This is a genomic window from Neorhizobium sp. DAR64862/K0K3 (assembly GCF_050500185.1).
Classification (GTDB): domain Bacteria; phylum Pseudomonadota; class Alphaproteobacteria; order Rhizobiales; family Rhizobiaceae; genus Neorhizobium; species Neorhizobium soli.
Window position 1 is genome coordinate 957,055 of sequence record NZ_CP191449.1, and the last position, 16,863, is coordinate 973,917.

The window sequence follows — 16,863 nt, forward strand, 5'->3', positions numbered from 1 at the left end:
CGCTTAAGCTGTCCCAGTTCAGGATGGCTCGCCATTCTTCGCTCGCTGCTTTTTGCGCTGCTTGACCAGCCTGTCCTTCTTGGACCTGATCCGCAGACCTCTAGCGAGATTGTAGATGACGCGAAGCGGCATGGTGATCGTGATCAGCTTGCCGAGGTTGCGGTTGCTGTTTTCCAGCCGTTCGGACAGGACCTGGATCGCGGCGAACACGAAGTTGCTGTTGTCGATATCGGGGAAGTGGCGCGACAGCGCCTTGTAGGGATTGAAAGCTGTTCTTCCTGCCATTTCGAGCTTGTCGCTGTTGGCGAGGAGTTGCAGCACCGACTGTTCGAACGTCCAGTCGTGGATGTGGAACATCTGCCACTTGCGGCTGCGGCGTCCCGAGAAACCGCAAAGCACGACCTTGGCCTGCGGCACCTTCTCGCAGAGCCAGACCGAAAGGGCGAAGCCTGAACTGGCGGTATGGTCGCGCGGGTAGAAATCTTCGAGGTAGCTGCAAAGGTCGATGGCGCCTGCTGCGACGCCGCCGAACTCGGCCGGTTCCGTCACCTGTTCCATCGTGGCGGCGCGCATGCTCATGACGCCGGTAAACCCGGGGCCCGGCAGCAGGGCCAGCACCTTGTCGAGAGCGTTGTCGTAGATCAGTTCGGACCCGACGCGGCTCGTGCGTGCCACCAGCAGCGAATTGCGCGTGAACGGCGTTTTCAGCACCTTGCTGACGTAGTTGAAAAAGACGAACAGCGTCGTTTCCGGATAGGCGGCGTGGATCTCGTTGAAGTTCTGCTCGTCACTGTTGGCGACAAGGACGATGTGGGAATAGCCGGCAAAAAACTGCTGCCAGTCTCCCTCGCTCAAAAGTCCGCTCGTCGTCGGTCTGTGCTGCGCCATCCCGGCAGAAAGTTCCGTCATTCGAAGCGTCCTCCATGCAGATGCGGGCAGAGCCGGACCGGTTGCGTGGCACCGAATGCCTCTGAAGTTTTCATGGTCTAGTCTCTAAAAGCGTTTCGTAGATTTCCGCCAGACTGTTGGCTTCCTTTTCGATAGCGAAGGCGACGCGAACATGCTCGCGACCGCTCCAGCCCTGCTGGCGGGCCAGTGCAGGGTTTTCGAAATAGGTGCGCAGCGCATCGCGAAGCGCCGTGTAATCGCCGGCCGGAACAACCGATCCGGTCTCGCCCTCGACGATCATTTCGGAATAGGCGCCGGCATCGCTTGCAACGACTGCGGTTCCCGATGCCATCGCCTCGAGCGGCGTCAGTCCGAAGCCTTCATTGCGGGACGGTGCCACATACAGAGACAGGCGACGGTACCAAGGCTTGATGTCGTCCACTTCGCCCATGAACAGGATGCGATCTGTCAGACCGCTCATGGCGACATCGGCTTTCAACGCATCGCCGAAAACCTTGTTGTCCGGCGTGACACGCCCGCAGACGACGCCCGTCCATTCGGGATAGGACGGCAACAGCTCGATCAGGGCACGCACGAAAAGGTCTGTACCCTTCTGATGCCGAACGCGCCCGAAGCAGCCGATCAGATGCTTGCCGAAATCATCTGCCGGGGAGGAAGGGTCGGATGGGCCGGAGGGACGGAAGAGATCGAGATCGACGCCGTGGTGCACCACCTTATAGGGCACTTTCAGGTATGAACCCGATCGTGCAGACGTCGCGACGACCGCATCCATCTTGCTGATCAGAAAACCCGTCCAGGCGGAATGGGTTCGTTGCGCGGCGGAGGTAAACAATAGCTTCAGCGGCATCCGCAGCACATCGCGCATGAAGAGGCCGGGCAGCATCTCGATATTGCGGCGGGCATGCCAGACACGGGCGCGCCGCCCTGATGGCGGTGACCACAGCGCGGCAAGGTCGGCATAGCGGATGTGGGGAAGGTGGGAGGGCAGGCCAGGTCCCAAGACCGCGATCTTCTGACCCTTTGCCCTTTGCACCGGAATCAGTTGGACGATCGTGGACGTCACGCCGGAGAGCCGCTTCTTGAAGTTCGGCGCAATCACTTCGATATCGGATATATCGACCACGGAGCCGGGAGCGATACCGCTGCCCATCTCCGTGGCGACTTCGCCAGACGTTTCCACGAGCGATCAGCCCCAGGAAATGGCGAGAATCTCGTAGGCTTTTGAGCCGCCAGGGGCGACGACTTCGATACTGTCACCCTTTTCCTTGCCGATCATGGCACGGGCGATGGGTGAGGAGATCGAGATGCGGCCAGCCTTCACATCGGCTTCCTGATCGCCGACGATCTGATAGGTTTTTTCCTCTTCGGTATCCTCATCGATCAGCTTGACGGTTGCGCCGAACTTGATCGTGGAACCGGACATCTTGGAGAGGTCGATCACTTCGGCGCGGGCCGTGAAATCTTCCAGCTCGCCGATGCGGCCTTCATTGTGGCTCTGGGCTTCCTTGGCCGCGTGGTATTCGGCGTTTTCCGAAAGGTCACCATGGGCGCGCGCTTCCGCAATCGCTTCGATGATGCGGGGACGCTCCTCCTGCTGGCGCCAGCGCAGTTCTTCCTGCAACTGGGTAAACCCCTTCGGCGTCATCGGTACCTTTTCAACCATTTTCTTGTCCTTAAGGCGCATGTCCGCGGATGCCGCGGACACAAAAAGAAACAGGTTCCGGAGCGGTAACTTCGGAACCATCTGCAGCATCTGAATTTAGGGCATCATAACAGAATTTCGACTGCTCCCGCTAGGAAAATCGAAATGGTGTCAGATGCGCCAGCTGGAGTTGAATGAATCAAACGTCCCTCGATTTGTCAACGAGTTGACGCAGTCATAAAGAACATATAGAGAACGCACTAATGAAGAAGTCGCTGAAAGAACGGTTGGCGATCCTGTCGGACGCTGCCAAGTACGACGCCTCCTGCGCCTCCAGCGGGACATCGAAGAGAGATTCGTCGGTATCCGGCGGATTGGGTTCGACCGAGGGGTCCGGCATCTGCCATGCCTATGCCCCGGATGGTCGCTGCATCTCCCTTCTGAAAATCCTTATGACGAATTTCTGCATCTACGATTGTGCCTATTGCATCAATCGTTCCTCCAGCAATGTCGAGCGCGCCCGGTTCACGCCTGAAGAGGTTATCTGGCTGACGCTGGAATTCTATCGGCGCAATTATATCGAGGGTCTGTTCCTGTCGTCGGGCATTATCCGCTCGTCCGATCACACGATGGGCGACATGGTACGGATCGCGCGGGAATTGCGGACCGTTCATAATTTTCGCGGCTACATCCATTTGAAGACGATCCCGGAAGCGTCGCAGCAGCTGATCGAGGAGGCGGGGCTTTATGCCGACCGTCTGTCGATCAACATCGAACTGCCGACCGATGCCGGGATCAGCCAGTTTGCGCCGGAAAAGCGGCCCGCCAATATTCGTCGCTCGATGGGCGATCTGCGGCTGAAGATCGAGGAGATGCGCGACCCGACGCTGCAGACCAAGCGTCGCAAGCGGTTCGCGCCTGCCGGCCAGAGCACGCAGATGATCGTCGGGGCAGACGGCGCCAACGACGCGACCATTCTCGGGACGAGCGCCAGGCTTTACGGCAGCTACAGCCTGAAACGCGTCTATTACTCCGCCTTCAGTCCGATCCCGGACTCGTCGAAGACACTGCCGCTGATCAAGCCGCCGTTGATGCGCGAGCATCGGCTCTATCAGGCTGACTGGCTTTACCGGTTCTACGGGTTCGAGATCGGCGAGATTACGGCGTCGACGGAAAACGGCATGCTGGATCTGGACCTTGATCCGAAGCTTGCATGGGCGCTCGGCAACCGCGACAAGTTCCCGGTCGATGTGAACAGGGCGGACAAGGAGACGCTGCTGCGGGTGCCGGGTTTCGGGACCAAGACCGTCGGAGCGATCCTGTCGTCGCGCAGGTTTCGCAAGCTGCGTCTGGAGGATTTAAAGCGGCTGAGCGTGTCTCTGAAGAAGGTACAGCCCTTTATCACCTGCGAAGGGTGGACACCGCGCAAGCTTGCCGACCGGGCCGATCTGCGATCCATGTTCCAGCCAAAGCCGGAGCAGCTGTCGCTTCTATGATGTACCGAGTCTTGTTGCGGGGGAGAGGCGATCTGACCGAGTGGCGCGATGCTGCGCGTGCCTATCTCGCCGCCGGCATCGCACCTGATCGTGTCGAGTGGCGCACGATGGACGACACGGACGGATTGTTCGGGCTGGACGGCAACCAGTTGCCTGCGCCTGTCGACAAGCCGGTGACGCAGGGTGTTCCTCCAGCCTTTCTGAAGCTTGCCGCCTCGGTCATCTGCCATTCCGATCCGACGCGGTTCTCGCTTCTCTACCGGATGCTGTTTCGCATGGCGCACGGGCGCAATTTTCTGGGTATGGCGACCGATCCGGATGTGGTTGCGGCAAACCGGATGTCGAAATCGATCGGCCGCGACTATCACAAGATGACCGCCTTTGTCCGTTTCAAGGAAATCCCGCTGCCGGAGGGTGTTGCCGGACGCCGGCGCTTTGTTTCCTGGTTCGAGCCTGATCATTTCATCATCGACCGTGTGGCCCCGTTTTTCCAGCGTCGTTTCAACGACATGGACTGGCTGATCGTGACGCCCAAGGGTTCGGCTTCCTGGGATGGCGAGACCCTGCGGACCAGCGATGAGCCCGCCGAAAAGCCAGACCTTCGCGACGACACGGACGATCTGTGGCGGACGTACTATGCCAACATCTTCAACCCCGCGCGGCTGAAGGTAAAGATGATGATGTCGGAAATGCCGAAGAAGTACTGGAAGAACCTGCCCGAGGCCGAGCTTATTCCGGGCATGATCGCCAGCGCCGAGGCAAGTGTGATCGAGATGGGACGCAAGGCGGCGAGCGAACCCCTGGCGTTCCACCATCGCATCCAGGAAGCCGCAGCACGGGTGCCCACGCCAGAAGGGCCGACCGCCGGTACAATCGAGGCCTTGCGGGATGAAGCACGTCGCTGCACCCGCTGCGACCTCCATTGCATGGCGACCCAGACGGTTTTCGGCGAGGGGCCTGTCAATGCCAAGGTGATGATCGTCGGCGAGCAGCCGGGCGATCAGGAGGATCTGGCCGGGCGTCCCTTCGTCGGGCCGGCGGGCAAAGTGTTCAACGAGGCGGTGAGCGCGGCCGGGATCGACCGGACGCAATTCTACATCACCAATGCGGTGAAGCATTTCAAATACGAGCCACGCGGCAAGCGGCGCATTCACCAGAAGCCAAATATGGGCGAGGTGCAGCAGTGTCGCTGGTGGCTCGTCCAAGAACTCGATCTGGTGCAGCCCAAGCTGGTCGTCGCGATGGGTGCGACCGCGCTGTTTTCACTGACCGAGATGCGCCACAAGCTGGAGGACGTCCGGGGCAGGCCGATTGCCATGCAGAACGGTCGGATGCTGTTTGTCACCGTGCATCCGTCCTACCTGCTTCGCATCCCCGATCTGGGGCGAAAGGCGGAGGAGGTGGCGCGGTTCAAAGAGGATATCGTGGCAATCGGACGGTTGGCTTCGTAAGCGAAGCATCAGGTTCATTGGCGGGCCCAGGTTTCAATTGACTTCGTCTTGAAATGAAAGCTGTATTCGGCGGGGTCTCTCAAGACTATAGCTGGGGAATATGTCGAATACAGACGTTGCGGTCACGCCGCCATTCAAGACGCAACCTTTCGGATCCACGCTTCGGTGCGAATATTCGCTAATGGAGGCGGTCGGGTATATCATACTCTGGGTGATCATCAGTGTGTTGACACTTGGGATCGGTGCGTTCTTCGCGGTTTACTACTTCTACAAGAGCATCATCAACAAGACCTACCTGATCGGCCGGGACGGCCAGCGGATCGCCCGGCTCGAATGTGAACTCAACCTGGCGGAGATGATAGGTCACATCCTGATCTGGATCCTGATCTCCATCGTGACGCTCGGGATCGGTCTCGTGTTCTACGTCTTCCGCACGTTGCGGCTGTGCTTCAACAAGACGAGGCTCGTCTATATCTGAGAGCTCAGTGCCCCGAGCCGATCGCGCTTTCGTCGATATGGGCGCGGGCATAGATTGTGCGAGCAGTCGCTGCGAGGATAAGCAGGACCAGTGAGGCGACGAGGCAGCAGCTGGCAAAACCCGTCGAGAAGGATTGCCGGGCGGCCTCCAGCCAGACCGGGCCTTCGCCTGCCTGAAGAGCGCTTCCGCCGAGCCCGCGGGCCGTCTCGACGGCGCCGCCGATGGTCGCCCTGACCGTCGCTGCCTGGGCAGGGTCGAGGCCGGTAACATCCGTGCCATCCATTAGAATGCGATAGACCAGTGTCCCGAAGCTGCCGAGAAGGGCGACACCGAGGGCGCCGCCGAATTCGGCGCTGGTTTCGGAAATCGCCGAGGCCGAGCCGGAGCGTTCCGGCGGCGCGGTGCCGACGATCAGGCCGGTTGTCGTCAGGACGACCGGCACGAAGCCGATGGCGATGATCATGGTCGAGCCGAGGACGCCGTAGAGGCTCTCGGAATAGGCGGCGATCGACATGGACAACATGCCGGCCGCGTTGATGACGAGACCGATGAGGACGGTGTTGACCGGGCCGAACCGGTTGGTGAAACGGTAGGCCTGCAGCGACATCACGGTAAAGACGATCGATGACGGGATCGACCAGAGGGCGGCTTCGAGCGGCGACAGGCCGAGCACGAACTGCAGGAAGAGGTTCTGGTAGAGAAACACCCCGAAGACGAAGAACATGCCCGCGAGATTGACGAGAAGCGAGGCGGTGAACGCGGGGATGGCAAACAGCTTGAGGTCGATCAGAGGCTGCGTCAGGCGCTTCTGACGGCGGATGAACAGGTAGCCGAACGCAAGCCCGATCGCGATCGGGATCAGATGCCGGCTCTGAAAGCCGTCGGCCGCCATGTGCTTGAAGCCGTAGATCACCGGCAGCACGGTCGCGAGCGACAGGACGACGCTGACGAGATCGAGCTTGGCACTGTCCGGGCTTTTGTATTCCGGCAGGAGGAACGGGGCGACGACCAGAAGCACCAGCATGATCGGAATGTTGATGAGAAACACAGAGCCCCAGTGAAAATACTGCAGGAGAAAGCCGCCGAGGAGCGGACCGATCAATCCGCCCAGTGCGAAGGCTGTGCCCCAGATGCCGATCGCCCGGTTGCGCTCGGCTTCGTTCTTGAAGAGGTTGACGATCAGCGACAGGGTCGAGGGCGCGATCGTCGCACCGGCGATGCCGAGAAGCGCACGGGCGGCGATGAGTTCCTGTGCTGTCGAGGAGAAGGCGGCAAGCGCCGAGGCGATCCCGAAGGCGAATGCGCCGATCAGCAGCACGCGGCGGCGGCCGATCCGGTCTCCGAGCGTGCCCATGGTGACGAGAAAGCCGGCGACCATGAAGCCGTAGATATCGTTGATCCAGAGCAGTTCGGACGCCGACGGATCGAGATCCACAACGATCGCGGGGACGGCGAGAAACAGGATGGACAAGTCCATCGAGTAGATCAGGCAGGCGATCGACAGGACGCAGGCACCGATCCATTCCCGGCGACCGGCAGGCTCGTGGCCCGGATGTTGCGACGGCATCTGCATCGTTCCTCTCCCAGATATCGGCTTGCGGATTTACCGCACGTCTCAGGGTCGGGCAACCGCGGGGGCCAGCAAAGAAAACGGGCGCCTGAAGCGCCCGTCGGAGAGTGTTATGCGAAGTAGCTTTGCAGCGTCCGCACTTCGAGATTGCCGGCCTTCAGCGCCTTGATCGCCATCGCAGCGGATTCGGCACCTGAAATCGTCGTGTAATACGGCACCTTCTGCATCAACGTTGCACGGCGCAGCGATTTCGAGTCCGAGATCGCCTTGTTTGAATCCGTCGTATTGATGACGAGCTGGACTTGGCGGTTGCGGATGGCATCCTCGATATGCGGGCGTCCTTCCAAGACCTTGTTGATCTTGGTCGACTCGATGCCGTTTTCGGCGAGGAAGCGGGCGGTACCGCCGGTGGCGATGACCTTGAAGCCTATTTCCTTCAGCATGCGGATGGCCGGCAGCACGCGTGGCTTGTCGTCGTCGCGGACCGACACGAAGACCGCACCGTCGCGGGGCAGTTCGACGCTTGCACCGAGCTGGCTCTTGGCAAAGGCGAGCGCGAAGTCCGTATCGAGACCCATCACTTCGCCGGTCGAACGCATTTCCGGTCCGAGCAGGATGTCGACGCCGGGGAAGCGGGCAAACGGGAAGACCGCTTCCTTGACCGCGATATGCTTCAGGTTGCGCGGATCGGGCTTGGTGCCGTAGGCCGCAAAGATCGCGTCAAGCTTTTCGCCAGCCATGGCACGGGCGGCGATCTTTGCGATCGGGGCGCCGATGGTCTTGGCCACGAAGGGCACCGTGCGCGAGGCACGCGGGTTGACTTCGAGCACGTAGACGGTGCCGTCCTTGATGGCGAACTGGACGTTCATCAGGCCGACGACGTTGAGCGCCTTGGCCATCGACGTTGCCTGGCGTTCCAGTTCGTCGATCATTTCGCTCGAGAGTGTGCGCGGCGGCAGCGAGCAGGCGCTATCGCCCGAGTGAATGCCGGCTTCCTCGATATGCTCCATGATACCGGCGACATAGACGTCGGTGCCGTCGCAGAGGCAGTCGACATCGACTTCGATGGCGTTGGAGAGGTAGCTGTCGAACAGGAGCGGGTTCTTGCCGAGCAGGGTGTTGATCTGGCCGGTCTTGTCGTTCGGGTAGCGCTGCTTGATGTCCTCAGGCACCAGTTCCGGCACCGTATCGAGCAGGTAGCTCTGCAGCTGGCTTTCCGAATGCAGGATCTGCATGGCGCGGCCGCCGAGAACGTAGGATGGGCGAACGACCAGCGGGAAGCCGATTTCCGAAGCCACGAGGCGGGCCTGCTCGACCGAGTAGGCGATGCCGTTGTTCGGCTGCGTCAGGTCGAGCTTCATCAGCAGCTTCTGGAAGCGGTCGCGGTCTTCGGCAAGATCGATCATGTCGGGCGCCGTGCCGAGGATCGGGATACCGTTCTTTTCTAGCGCTTCGGCAAGTTTCAGTGGCGTCTGGCCACCGAACTGTACGATGACGCCGACGACTTCACCCTTTTCCTGTTCCGCGCGGAGAATCTCGATGACGTCTTCTGCGGTGAGCGGCTCGAAATAGAGGCGGTCGGACGTGTCGTAGTCGGTCGACACGGTCTCGGGGTTGCAGTTGATCATGATCGCTTCGTAGCCGGCATCCTTCAGAGCGAAGGCGGCATGGCAGCAGCAATAGTCGAACTCGATGCCCTGGCCGATGCGGTTTGGACCGCCGCCGAGGATGACGACCTTCTTCGCAGTCGAGACTTCGGCTTCCGAGCGCAGTTCGCCCACGAACGGTGTCTCGTAGGTCGAGTACATGTAGGCGGTCGGCGAGGCGAATTCGGCAGCGCAGGTATCGATGCGCTTGAAGACAGGCCGCACGTTGAGCGCGTTGCGCAGTTCCGCGACTTCCTTCGGGCGCTTCTTGGTCAGGCTGGCAAGGCGGGCGTCGGAGAAGCCCATGGCCTTCAGCATGCGCAGGTTCTCGGCATCGGCGGGCAGGCCGTGTTCGCGAACGCGCGCTTCCATGTCGACGATCGCCTTGAACTGGGCGATGAACCACGGATCGATCTTGCAGGCTTCATGCACTTCGGCTTCGGAGAGACCAAGACGGAGAGCCTGGGCGACCTGGCGCAGACGATCCGGCGTCGGCGTGCCGATGGCAGCGCGGATGGCGTTCTTGGAGCCTTCGCCCTCTTCCATGCCGGGGATCTCGATCTCGTCGAGACCGGTCAGGCCGGTTTCGAGACCGCGGAGCGCCTTCTGCAGCGATTCGGCAAAGGTACGGCCGATCGCCATGACTTCACCAACCGACTTCATGGCAGTGGTCAGGACCGGCGAGGCGCCCGGGAATTTCTCGAAGGCAAAGCGCGGGATCTTGGTGACGACGTAATCGATCGACGGTTCGAACGAGGCAGGCGTTGCGCCGCCGGTGATGTCGTTGTCGAGTTCGTCGAGCGTGTAGCCGACGGCAAGCTTGGCCGCGACCTTGGCAATCGGGAAGCCGGTGGCCTTGGAGGCGAGCGCCGACGAACGCGATACGCGCGGGTTCATTTCGATGACGACAAGACGGCCATCGGCCGGATTGACCGCGAACTGGACGTTGGAGCCGCCGGTCTCGACACCGATCTCGCGCAGGACCGCGATCGATGCGTTGCGCATGATCTGGTATTCTTTGTCCGTCAGCGTTAGGGCCGGCGCGACGGTGATCGAGTTGCCGGTGTGGACGCCCATCGGGTCGATGTTTTCGATCGAGCAGATGATGATGCAGTTATCCGCGGTGTCGCGGACCACTTCCATCTCGTATTCCTTCCAGCCGAGAACCGATTCCTCGATCAGCACTTCGGTGGTCGGCGAGGCATCGAGGCCGCCGCCGATGATTTCGAAGAATTCCGAGCGGTTATAGGCAATGCCGCCGCCGGTGCCGCCCATGGTAAAGGACGGGCGGATGATGGCGGGCAGGCCGACGACGTCGATAGCCTGTGCCGCAATCGCCATCGCGTGGCTGATATAGCGCTGCTTGCGGTCGGTTTCGCCGAGGTTCCACTGGTTTTCGAGCGCGTCGAGCGCCTTGTCGAGCTCGGCGCCGGACAGTTCGGCCTTGACCTTGTTGCGCTCGGCTTCGTGCGTCTTGCGGTCGGCATCCTTGATGTCGGTGGCATTGGCCAGCATCGACTTCGGGGTTTCGAGGCCGATGCGGCTCATGGCTTCGCGGAAGAGGGCGCGGTCCTCGGCCATGTCGATGGCGGCGGGCTTGGCCCCGATCATCTCGACATTGTAGCGGTCGAGCACGCCCATTCTCTTCAGCGACAGCGCGGTGTTCAAGGCCGTCTGGCCGCCCATAGTCGGCAAAAGCGCGTCAGGGCGTTCCTTGGCGATGATCTTGGCCACCACTTCCGGGGTGATCGGCTCGATATAGGTGGCGTCGGCCAGGCCCGGATCGGTCATGATCGTTGCCGGGTTGGAGTTGACCAGGATGACCCGGTAACCTTCTTCGCGCAGCGCCTTGCAGGCCTGGGTGCCGGAATAGTCGAATTCGCATGCCTGGCCGATGACGATCGGGCCCGCCCCGATGATGAGGATCGATTTGATGTCTTGGCGCTTCGGCATGATCTCTATCCACTTTTTTCTGCGCGAAAAACCGGCACGGGGCGTGAAGCTCCGGTCGGGTGGCGTGCGCATGTTTTTTCTGGCTAGACGCGGCTTATAGGGAAATGTGCCGGGGAACGGAACCCCATAATTGAGCAAATCGACAGGATTCCTCAAAGGTGCCCGAAGCGCATTCGTGTCGCATCCAGGTTGGGGCGGCTCACGGGAATTTCCTGACAATCCTTCATCACCACGAAAAGCCTGCCCTTGTCGCGTCTCAGCTTTTCCACATGCGCATCAGCCACCCAATACGAACGGTGAACCTGCAGACCTGGCGTGCCGTCGAGTTCCTTCAACGCGTCGGCGAAGCGCAGCAAAATGAGTTCGTGGCCACGGCTCGTCACCACGTCCGTGTAATGATCCGCGACCGAGAGCCTGACCAATGCGCCACGATTATACGGTTTCAGGCGGCTAAGGATTTGGGGTTCGGAGGCCGGTGAGCCCGTCAAGGCCTGGGGTGCGGCGGCAGGAACCGAGACCTCAGCGATCTGGCGGTGCGTGACCACGTAGGTGAGCAGACAGAATAGTGCGCAGAGCGGCAGGGCGATCAGCGCCCGTTGCAGGCCGCCGTCCGTTTCGGTCCAATAGCCACGGAACGCATAGTTGACCACACCGAGCGCAAAGCCGATCGGCAATGCAGCGACGAGCGCGCCGACCATCATGCGCGCGAGTGTATGGCTGAGATGTATGCGCAACAGCACTTCGGCGGAGATGGAGAGCGAAATCGCGATCGCCCAGGTGATGGTGTGGATGATCAGCCAGTAGCCGAGCCGCACGCCCAATGTCATGCTCTCCAGAGTGCCGTAGGGGCCGGTAAAAACGAAGATCAGGACGACGAGCGCAAATGTCGTCCAGAAGCGCCAGGATCGGACAAAGAGCTGCAATTCACGAAGCGTGGAACTCAAAAACGGGTAAATCACGAAGTTTGTCCGTCGCCTGCGCCATTTGGATTGAGGTCGCATCAGTCATGGCCGAAACAGGCCGCAACTTCAATCTTCCGATGATTTCGACAGGTGTCAGTCATGAACCTTCAGCCGCTTCTTGATGCCCCGATCGCCGTGCAGATCCACGTCGCCGCCGTCCTGCCGGCCGCCGTGCTGGGCGCCTACATCCTTCTGAACCGCAAGGGCACTCCGATACACCGGCTGCTCGGCCGTATCTGGATGATGCTGATGGCCGTGACGTCGCTGTCGAGCTTCTTCATCCACGGTATCGATCTGGTCTACGGTTTCGGCCCGATCCATCTCCTCTCGATCTTCGTGCTCTTCAACATCTGGCAGGCGATCGCCTCGGCGCGCGCTCGCAATATCCGCCTGCACAAGGCGGCGGTGAAAGGCATGTATTTCGGCGGCATCGTCATCGCCGGCCTGTTCACCTTCATTCCCGGCCGAATCATGAACGCGGTCGTGTTTTCCGGCGGACCGAACTGGATACTGCTCGTCACCTTGGCGGCAATCGCCGCAGCGCTTTTCCTGCAGCATCGGCTGATCAGGCACCGTTTGTAATTCGGTCCAAAAAATCGGGTAACCGTACCGATCTGCGCCTGGCTGACATGGACAGACAGGGCTTACGGAACTAGCTACAAGACTAGAAAAAATACTTGCAGCAACGGCCCTCCGATAGCGACCGCTTGCGCGGAGGAAACCATGGCCGATGCCACTTCGAAAGCCGCTATAGCTTCCACGCCAGCTGCGGCTTCCGCCGTACAGGCGGACAAGACGGTGATGCCGATCATTTTTGCGGTCAGCTTCTGCCATATGCTCAACGACATCATGCAGTCGATGATCTCGGCGATCTATCCGATGCTCAAGGCCGACTACAATCTCGACTTCTGGCAGATCGGCATTCTGACGCTGGCCTTCCAGTGCACCGCATCGCTGCTGCAGCCGGTGATCGGCATCATCACCGATAAGAAGCCGTTTCCGTACTCGCTGCCGATCGGTATGGGGGCGACGTTTGTGGGGCTGTTTCTGCTCGCCGGTTCGCATGTCTATCTGATGCTTGTGGTGGCGGCTGCGCTGATCGGTATCGGGTCGGCGGTGTTCCATCCGGAATCGTCGCGGGTGGCGAGGCTTGCGTCCGGCGGGCGCTATGGTTTTGCGCAGGCGACCTTTCAGGTGGGCGGCAATTTCGGACAGGCGATCGGGCCGCTGCTGGCGGCCTTCATCATCGTGCCGATGGGGCAGGGCAGCGTTGCCTGGTTCTCGGCAATCGCGCTCCTCGGCATCCTCATCCTCTCCTGGGTCGCGCGCTGGTACAAGGCGCATATGCTGGCCAACAAGGGGCGCAAGAAGAGCCTCGGTATTCACAGCCTGCCGCGGCGCACGGTGATGGTGGCGCTGGTCGTGCTGGCGATCCTCACCTTTTCGAAGAACATCTACATGGCGGCGATCGGCAGCTATTACACGTTCTTCGTTATCGAGCGCTTTGGCGTCACCGTGCAGTCGTCGCAGATCATGCTGTTCGTGTTTCTGGGCGCGACGGCGCTGGGCACGTTGATCGGCGGTCCGATCGGCGACCGGTTCGGCTCCAAGGTGGTGATCTGGATCTCCATTCTCGGCGTGCTGCCGTTCACGCTGGCGATGCCGTTTGCGAATTTGCCGATGACGATCGTGCTGTCGGGTATCGTTGGGCTGGTGATGGCGTCGTCGTTCCCGGCCATCATCGTCATGGCGCAGGAGCTGGTCCCTGGCCGGGTGGGAATGATCGCCGGCATCTTCTTCGGGCTCGCTTTCGGCATGGGTGGCATCGCCGCCGCCGTGCTCGGGATCATCGCCGACCACAGGGGCATCAGTTTTGTCTATTCCATCTGCGCCTTCCTGCCGGCGCTCGGTCTTCTTACCGTGTTCCTGCCCAGCAAGGCGCAGCTCAGGGTCGCCTGAGCCAACAGCCTGACATCCCGACATGGATATTTGGCGGGCCTGTTCTATATCGTCGTCAAGGATCATTTCCGACCGAACTTATTAGAACCTGGGGTGCGATATGGAATGGAAAGGGCGTCGGCAATCCGACAATGTCGAGGATCAACGGGGTGCCTCGATGGGTGGCCGCGGTGGCGGTTTCCGCATCCCGATCGGTGGCGGCGGACGTGGCGGTGGTGGATTGAGCATCGGCGGCATCGTCGTCGTGCTGATCATCTGCTGGGTCACGGGCATCAATCCGCTGACGCTTCTGTCGGGCGGCGATACCGGCATGGATACGGGCACCAGCACCACGCAGCAGGCGCCGCGTACGCCGGCTGAAGACGAGATGACCGGTTTCGTCCGCACCGTCCTTGCTGATACCGAAGACACCTGGAACGAAATCTTCCAGAGCAACGGCGCTCGTTACGAGGAGCCGACGCTGGTTCTCTTCGGCGGTCAGGTTCGGTCTGCCTGCGGTTTTGCGTCGTCGGCAAGCGGCCCGTTCTACTGCCCGGGTGACCGCAAGGTTTATCTGGATACGGAGTTCTTCAAGGAACTCAGCCAGCGGCTTGGGGCCGGAGGCGATTTTGCCGAGGCCTATGTGGTCGCGCATGAAGTCGGGCATCACGTCCAGAACCTGCTCGGCGTATTGCCGAAATTCAACCAGGCGCGGCAGAATATGAGCGAGACCGAGGCCAACCGCATGTCGGTTCGCGTCGAGCTTCAGGCGGACTGCTTTGCCGGCGTTTGGGGCAAGCGGACCCAACAAAAGGGCTTTCTCGAAAGCGGCGATCTGGAGGAGGCTCTGAACGCCGCCCAGCAGATCGGAGACGACACGCTGCAGAAGCGCAGTCAGGGTTATGTCGTCCCGGAAAGCTTCAACCACGGCACCTCGCAGCAGCGGATGCGCTGGTTCAAGCAGGGCTTCGACACCGGCGACATGAAGGCCTGCGACACGTTCTCGGGCAATGTCTGAGCAGTGATCTCTGCTGCTCCGGCGAGCAGCAGAGCCGTGATTTAGAGATCAATCTTCGAAAAATCGTGTGGGCGGCGAAACCGATCGCCCGCACTTTCCCGGTTTCGGCGTGCTCGACTGCGCAAAGCCGGGGCCTATGCCGGGCTGCATTCGGCACCAGCCGGCGGCGATGGACAAGGCCGAGAATCCTTGCCGCACCATCCTCCCATCGATCGGTCCGTCAGACCTGTCACGTCACCCATCAACGTTAGTGAACTTCGCCCTACAATTTTTGCTGGATCGGTGCCGAGCCTTGATGAACCCCGATGCCTTCTTTATAGGCAGGGTACCGTGCCGCTGACCGTTTCTGGAAGCGGCTTTTTCCATTTGTAGGATTAATCGATGTCGGGCTTGCCGAACACACCCGGTGCATCTGCGCCTTACGACGCCGTCATTACGGATCGTTCCTGGTCGTCGCATCTGCGCGGCACGTTTGCGCTCGGCATCCCGCTGGTGGGAGCCCAGCTTGCGCAGATGGCGATCCATACGACCGACGTCATTCTGGTCGGCTGGCTTGGGACGACCGAACTTGCCTCCGTGGTCATTGCCACGCAGCTGTTTTTCGTCGTGTTCATCTTTGGCACCGGGTTCACCAGCGCCGTCGTGCCGCTGGTTGCGCAAGCGCTCGGCCATGGCGACCGGATTGGCGTGCGCCGGTCGGTGCGCATGGGGCTGTGGGTGGTGATTGCCTATTGCACGCTTGTGGCACCGCTGCTCTGGTTTAGCGAACCGATGCTGCTCGGCCTCGGTCAGGCGCCCGATGTCGCGGCCAATGCGCAGAGCTATCTTCGCATTGCGCAATGGGGCATGTTCCCGGCGCTTGGCCTGATGGCATTGCGCAGTTTTGTGACTGGATTGGAGAAGGGCGGGATCGTTCTCTACATCACGATCGGCATGTTCATCATGAACGCGATCGTCGCCTATCTGTTGATCTTCGGCCATTACGGAGCGCCGCAGCTGGGTCTTCATGGCGCGGCGATCGCTGCCGTGTCCGCCAACCTGGTCGGCTTCCTGATCGCGATCGCCTATGTGCAGGCGCAGCCCGCCATGCGCGCCTATGAACTCTTCGTGCGCTTCTGGAAGCCTGACTGGTCGATGGTTCGGGAAGTCTTCCTGCTCGGACTGCCGATCAGCTTCACGATCCTTGCCGAAACGAGCCTGTTTGCGGCAGCTTCGCTGATGATGGGCAGTATCGGCAAGCTCGAGCTTGCCGCCCATGGGATTGCGCTGCAGCTTGCCTCGATCGCCTTTATGGTGCCGCTGGGTCTGGCGCAGGTCGCAACGGTTCGGGTCGGACTTGCCAACGGTCGTGGTGACATGGTCGGTGTTCGAAGGGCCGGCGGGGCCGTGCTGATCGTCAGCATCATCTTCACGGCGATCGGCGGTGTCCTTTACGCCGTGATGCCGGGCGCGCTGGCGGGGCTTTTCCTCGACACCAGTCAGCCGGACGCCGCTGCGGTGCTCGCGCTCGCCACACCGCTGATTGTCATTGCCGGCATCTTCCAGCTGGTCGACGGGCTGCAGGCCGTAGGGGCCGGGCTTTTGCGCGGATTGAAGGATACGAAAGTGCCGATGCTGCTGGCGCTGATCGCCTACTGGCCGATCGGCTTCGTCTGCGCCTGGGTGTTCGCATTTCCGCTCGGCTATCGCGGCGAGGGTGTCTGGTTCGGTTTCGTGATCGGCCTTGCCGCCGCAGCTCTCTTCCTCTGCGGACGGTTCTGGATTCTTTTGCAGCGTCATAAGCAAATGGCCCGCTGAGAG

At 60.9% G+C, this 16,863-nt stretch carries 13 protein-coding genes; 7 read left to right on the top strand and 6 right to left on the bottom strand.

Annotated features, from left to right (window positions below):
• Positions 1-18: 18 nt before the first annotated feature.
• The 3 genes from ACQY1L_RS04780 to greA form a co-directional block, all read right to left on the bottom strand.
• Positions 19-909 (bottom strand): 3-deoxy-manno-octulosonate cytidylyltransferase, encoded by an 891-nt coding sequence (locus tag ACQY1L_RS04780; RefSeq protein WP_325262314.1) that lies wholly within the window; start codon positions 907-909, stop codon positions 19-21.
• A 70-nt stretch (positions 910-979) separates the two neighbouring features.
• Entirely contained in the window at positions 980-2,032 is a 1,053-nt protein-coding gene (locus ACQY1L_RS04785) for a glycosyltransferase family 4 protein (RefSeq protein ID WP_430243823.1), read from the bottom strand.
• A gap of 63 nt (positions 2,033-2,095) precedes the next feature.
• The gene (gene greA, locus ACQY1L_RS04790; RefSeq protein WP_062457929.1) at positions 2,096-2,572 is read right to left on the bottom strand and encodes a transcription elongation factor GreA; all 477 of its coding nucleotides are present in this window, start codon (positions 2,570-2,572) and stop codon (positions 2,096-2,098) included.
• Between the two features lie 242 nt (positions 2,573-2,814).
• Here greA and ACQY1L_RS04795 point away from each other — a divergent pair, with 242 nt between their 5' ends.
• The 3 genes from ACQY1L_RS04795 (at position 2,815) to ACQY1L_RS04805 (ending at position 5,976) form a co-directional block, all read left to right on the top strand.
• Complete coding sequence (locus tag ACQY1L_RS04795) at positions 2,815-4,047, top strand: putative DNA modification/repair radical SAM protein (protein WP_062455876.1); 1,233 nt, start codon at positions 2,815-2,817, stop codon at positions 4,045-4,047.
• Entirely contained in the window at positions 4,047-5,498 is a 1,452-nt protein-coding gene (locus ACQY1L_RS04800) for a UdgX family uracil-DNA binding protein (protein ID WP_430243825.1), read from the top strand. Before ACQY1L_RS04795 ends, ACQY1L_RS04800 begins: the two co-directional genes overlap by 1 nt.
• Positions 5,499-5,598: 100 nt before the next feature.
• A complete protein-coding gene (locus tag ACQY1L_RS04805; RefSeq protein ID WP_062576873.1) occupies positions 5,599-5,976 on the top strand; it encodes a DUF6693 family protein in 378 nt (125 codons plus the stop codon).
• A gap of 4 nt (positions 5,977-5,980) precedes the next feature.
• Here the strand turns inward: ACQY1L_RS04805 and ACQY1L_RS04810 are convergent, their stop codons facing one another.
• The 3 genes from ACQY1L_RS04810 to ACQY1L_RS04820 all read right to left on the bottom strand — a co-directional run bounded on the left by ACQY1L_RS04810 (position 5,981) and on the right by ACQY1L_RS04820 (position 12,104).
• A complete protein-coding gene (locus ACQY1L_RS04810; RefSeq protein WP_430243827.1) occupies positions 5,981-7,543 on the bottom strand; it encodes an MFS transporter in 1,563 nt (520 codons plus the stop codon).
• Between the two features lie 113 nt (positions 7,544-7,656).
• Positions 7,657-11,145 (bottom strand): carbamoyl-phosphate synthase large subunit, encoded by a 3,489-nt coding sequence (carB, locus tag ACQY1L_RS04815; RefSeq protein WP_430261975.1) that lies wholly within the window; start codon positions 11,143-11,145, stop codon positions 7,657-7,659.
• A 152-nt stretch (positions 11,146-11,297) separates the two neighbouring features.
• Positions 11,298-12,104, bottom strand: a complete 807-nt coding sequence (locus ACQY1L_RS04820; RefSeq protein WP_430243067.1) for a LytTR family DNA-binding domain-containing protein — start codon at positions 12,102-12,104, stop codon at positions 11,298-11,300.
• Between the two features lie 102 nt (positions 12,105-12,206).
• Here ACQY1L_RS04820 and ACQY1L_RS04825 point away from each other — a divergent pair, with 102 nt between their 5' ends.
• The 4 genes from ACQY1L_RS04825 (at position 12,207) to ACQY1L_RS04840 (ending at position 16,860) form a co-directional block, all read left to right on the top strand.
• Positions 12,207-12,689: a DUF2306 domain-containing protein gene (locus ACQY1L_RS04825; protein WP_184653514.1), complete on the top strand. Its 483-nt coding sequence runs from the start codon at positions 12,207-12,209 to the stop codon at positions 12,687-12,689.
• 141 nt (positions 12,690-12,830) lie between these two features.
• Positions 12,831-14,066 (top strand): MFS transporter, encoded by a 1,236-nt coding sequence (locus tag ACQY1L_RS04830; RefSeq protein ID WP_430243069.1) that lies wholly within the window; start codon positions 12,831-12,833, stop codon positions 14,064-14,066.
• Between the two features lie 100 nt (positions 14,067-14,166).
• Entirely contained in the window at positions 14,167-15,063 is an 897-nt protein-coding gene (gene ypfJ, locus ACQY1L_RS04835) for a KPN_02809 family neutral zinc metallopeptidase (protein ID WP_062576881.1), read from the top strand.
• Between the two features lie 381 nt (positions 15,064-15,444).
• A complete protein-coding gene (locus tag ACQY1L_RS04840) occupies positions 15,445-16,860 on the top strand; it encodes an MATE family efflux transporter (protein ID WP_430243071.1) in 1,416 nt (471 codons plus the stop codon).
• Positions 16,861-16,863: the final 3 nt, after the last annotated feature.

Bases quoted from the DNA above. Each gene is read 5' to 3' on its own strand.
- ACQY1L_RS04780 (WP_325262314.1), bottom strand. From the start codon at position 909: ATGACGGAACTTTCTGCCGGGATGGCGCAGCACAGACCGACGACGAGC.
- ACQY1L_RS04800 (WP_430243825.1), top strand. From the start codon at position 4,047: ATGTACCGAGTCTTGTTGCGGGGGAGAGGCGATCTGACCGAGTGGCGC.
- ACQY1L_RS04825 (WP_184653514.1), top strand. From the start codon at position 12,207: ATGAACCTTCAGCCGCTTCTTGATGCCCCGATCGCCGTGCAGATCCAC.
- ACQY1L_RS04830 (WP_430243069.1), top strand. From the start codon at position 12,831: ATGGCCGATGCCACTTCGAAAGCCGCTATAGCTTCCACGCCAGCTGCG.
- ypfJ (WP_062576881.1), top strand. From the start codon at position 14,167: ATGGAATGGAAAGGGCGTCGGCAATCCGACAATGTCGAGGATCAACGG.
- greA (WP_062457929.1), bottom strand. From the start codon at position 2,572: ATGGTTGAAAAGGTACCGATGACGCCGAAGGGGTTTACCCAGTTGCAG.
- ACQY1L_RS04840 (WP_430243071.1), top strand. From the start codon at position 15,445: ATGTCGGGCTTGCCGAACACACCCGGTGCATCTGCGCCTTACGACGCC.
- ACQY1L_RS04810 (WP_430243827.1), bottom strand. From the start codon at position 7,543: ATGCCGTCGCAACATCCGGGCCACGAGCCTGCCGGTCGCCGGGAATGG.
- carB (WP_430261975.1), bottom strand. From the start codon at position 11,145: ATGCCGAAGCGCCAAGACATCAAATCGATCCTCATCATCGGGGCGGGC.
- ACQY1L_RS04805 (WP_062576873.1), top strand. From the start codon at position 5,599: ATGTCGAATACAGACGTTGCGGTCACGCCGCCATTCAAGACGCAACCT.
- ACQY1L_RS04795 (WP_062455876.1), top strand. From the start codon at position 2,815: ATGAAGAAGTCGCTGAAAGAACGGTTGGCGATCCTGTCGGACGCTGCC.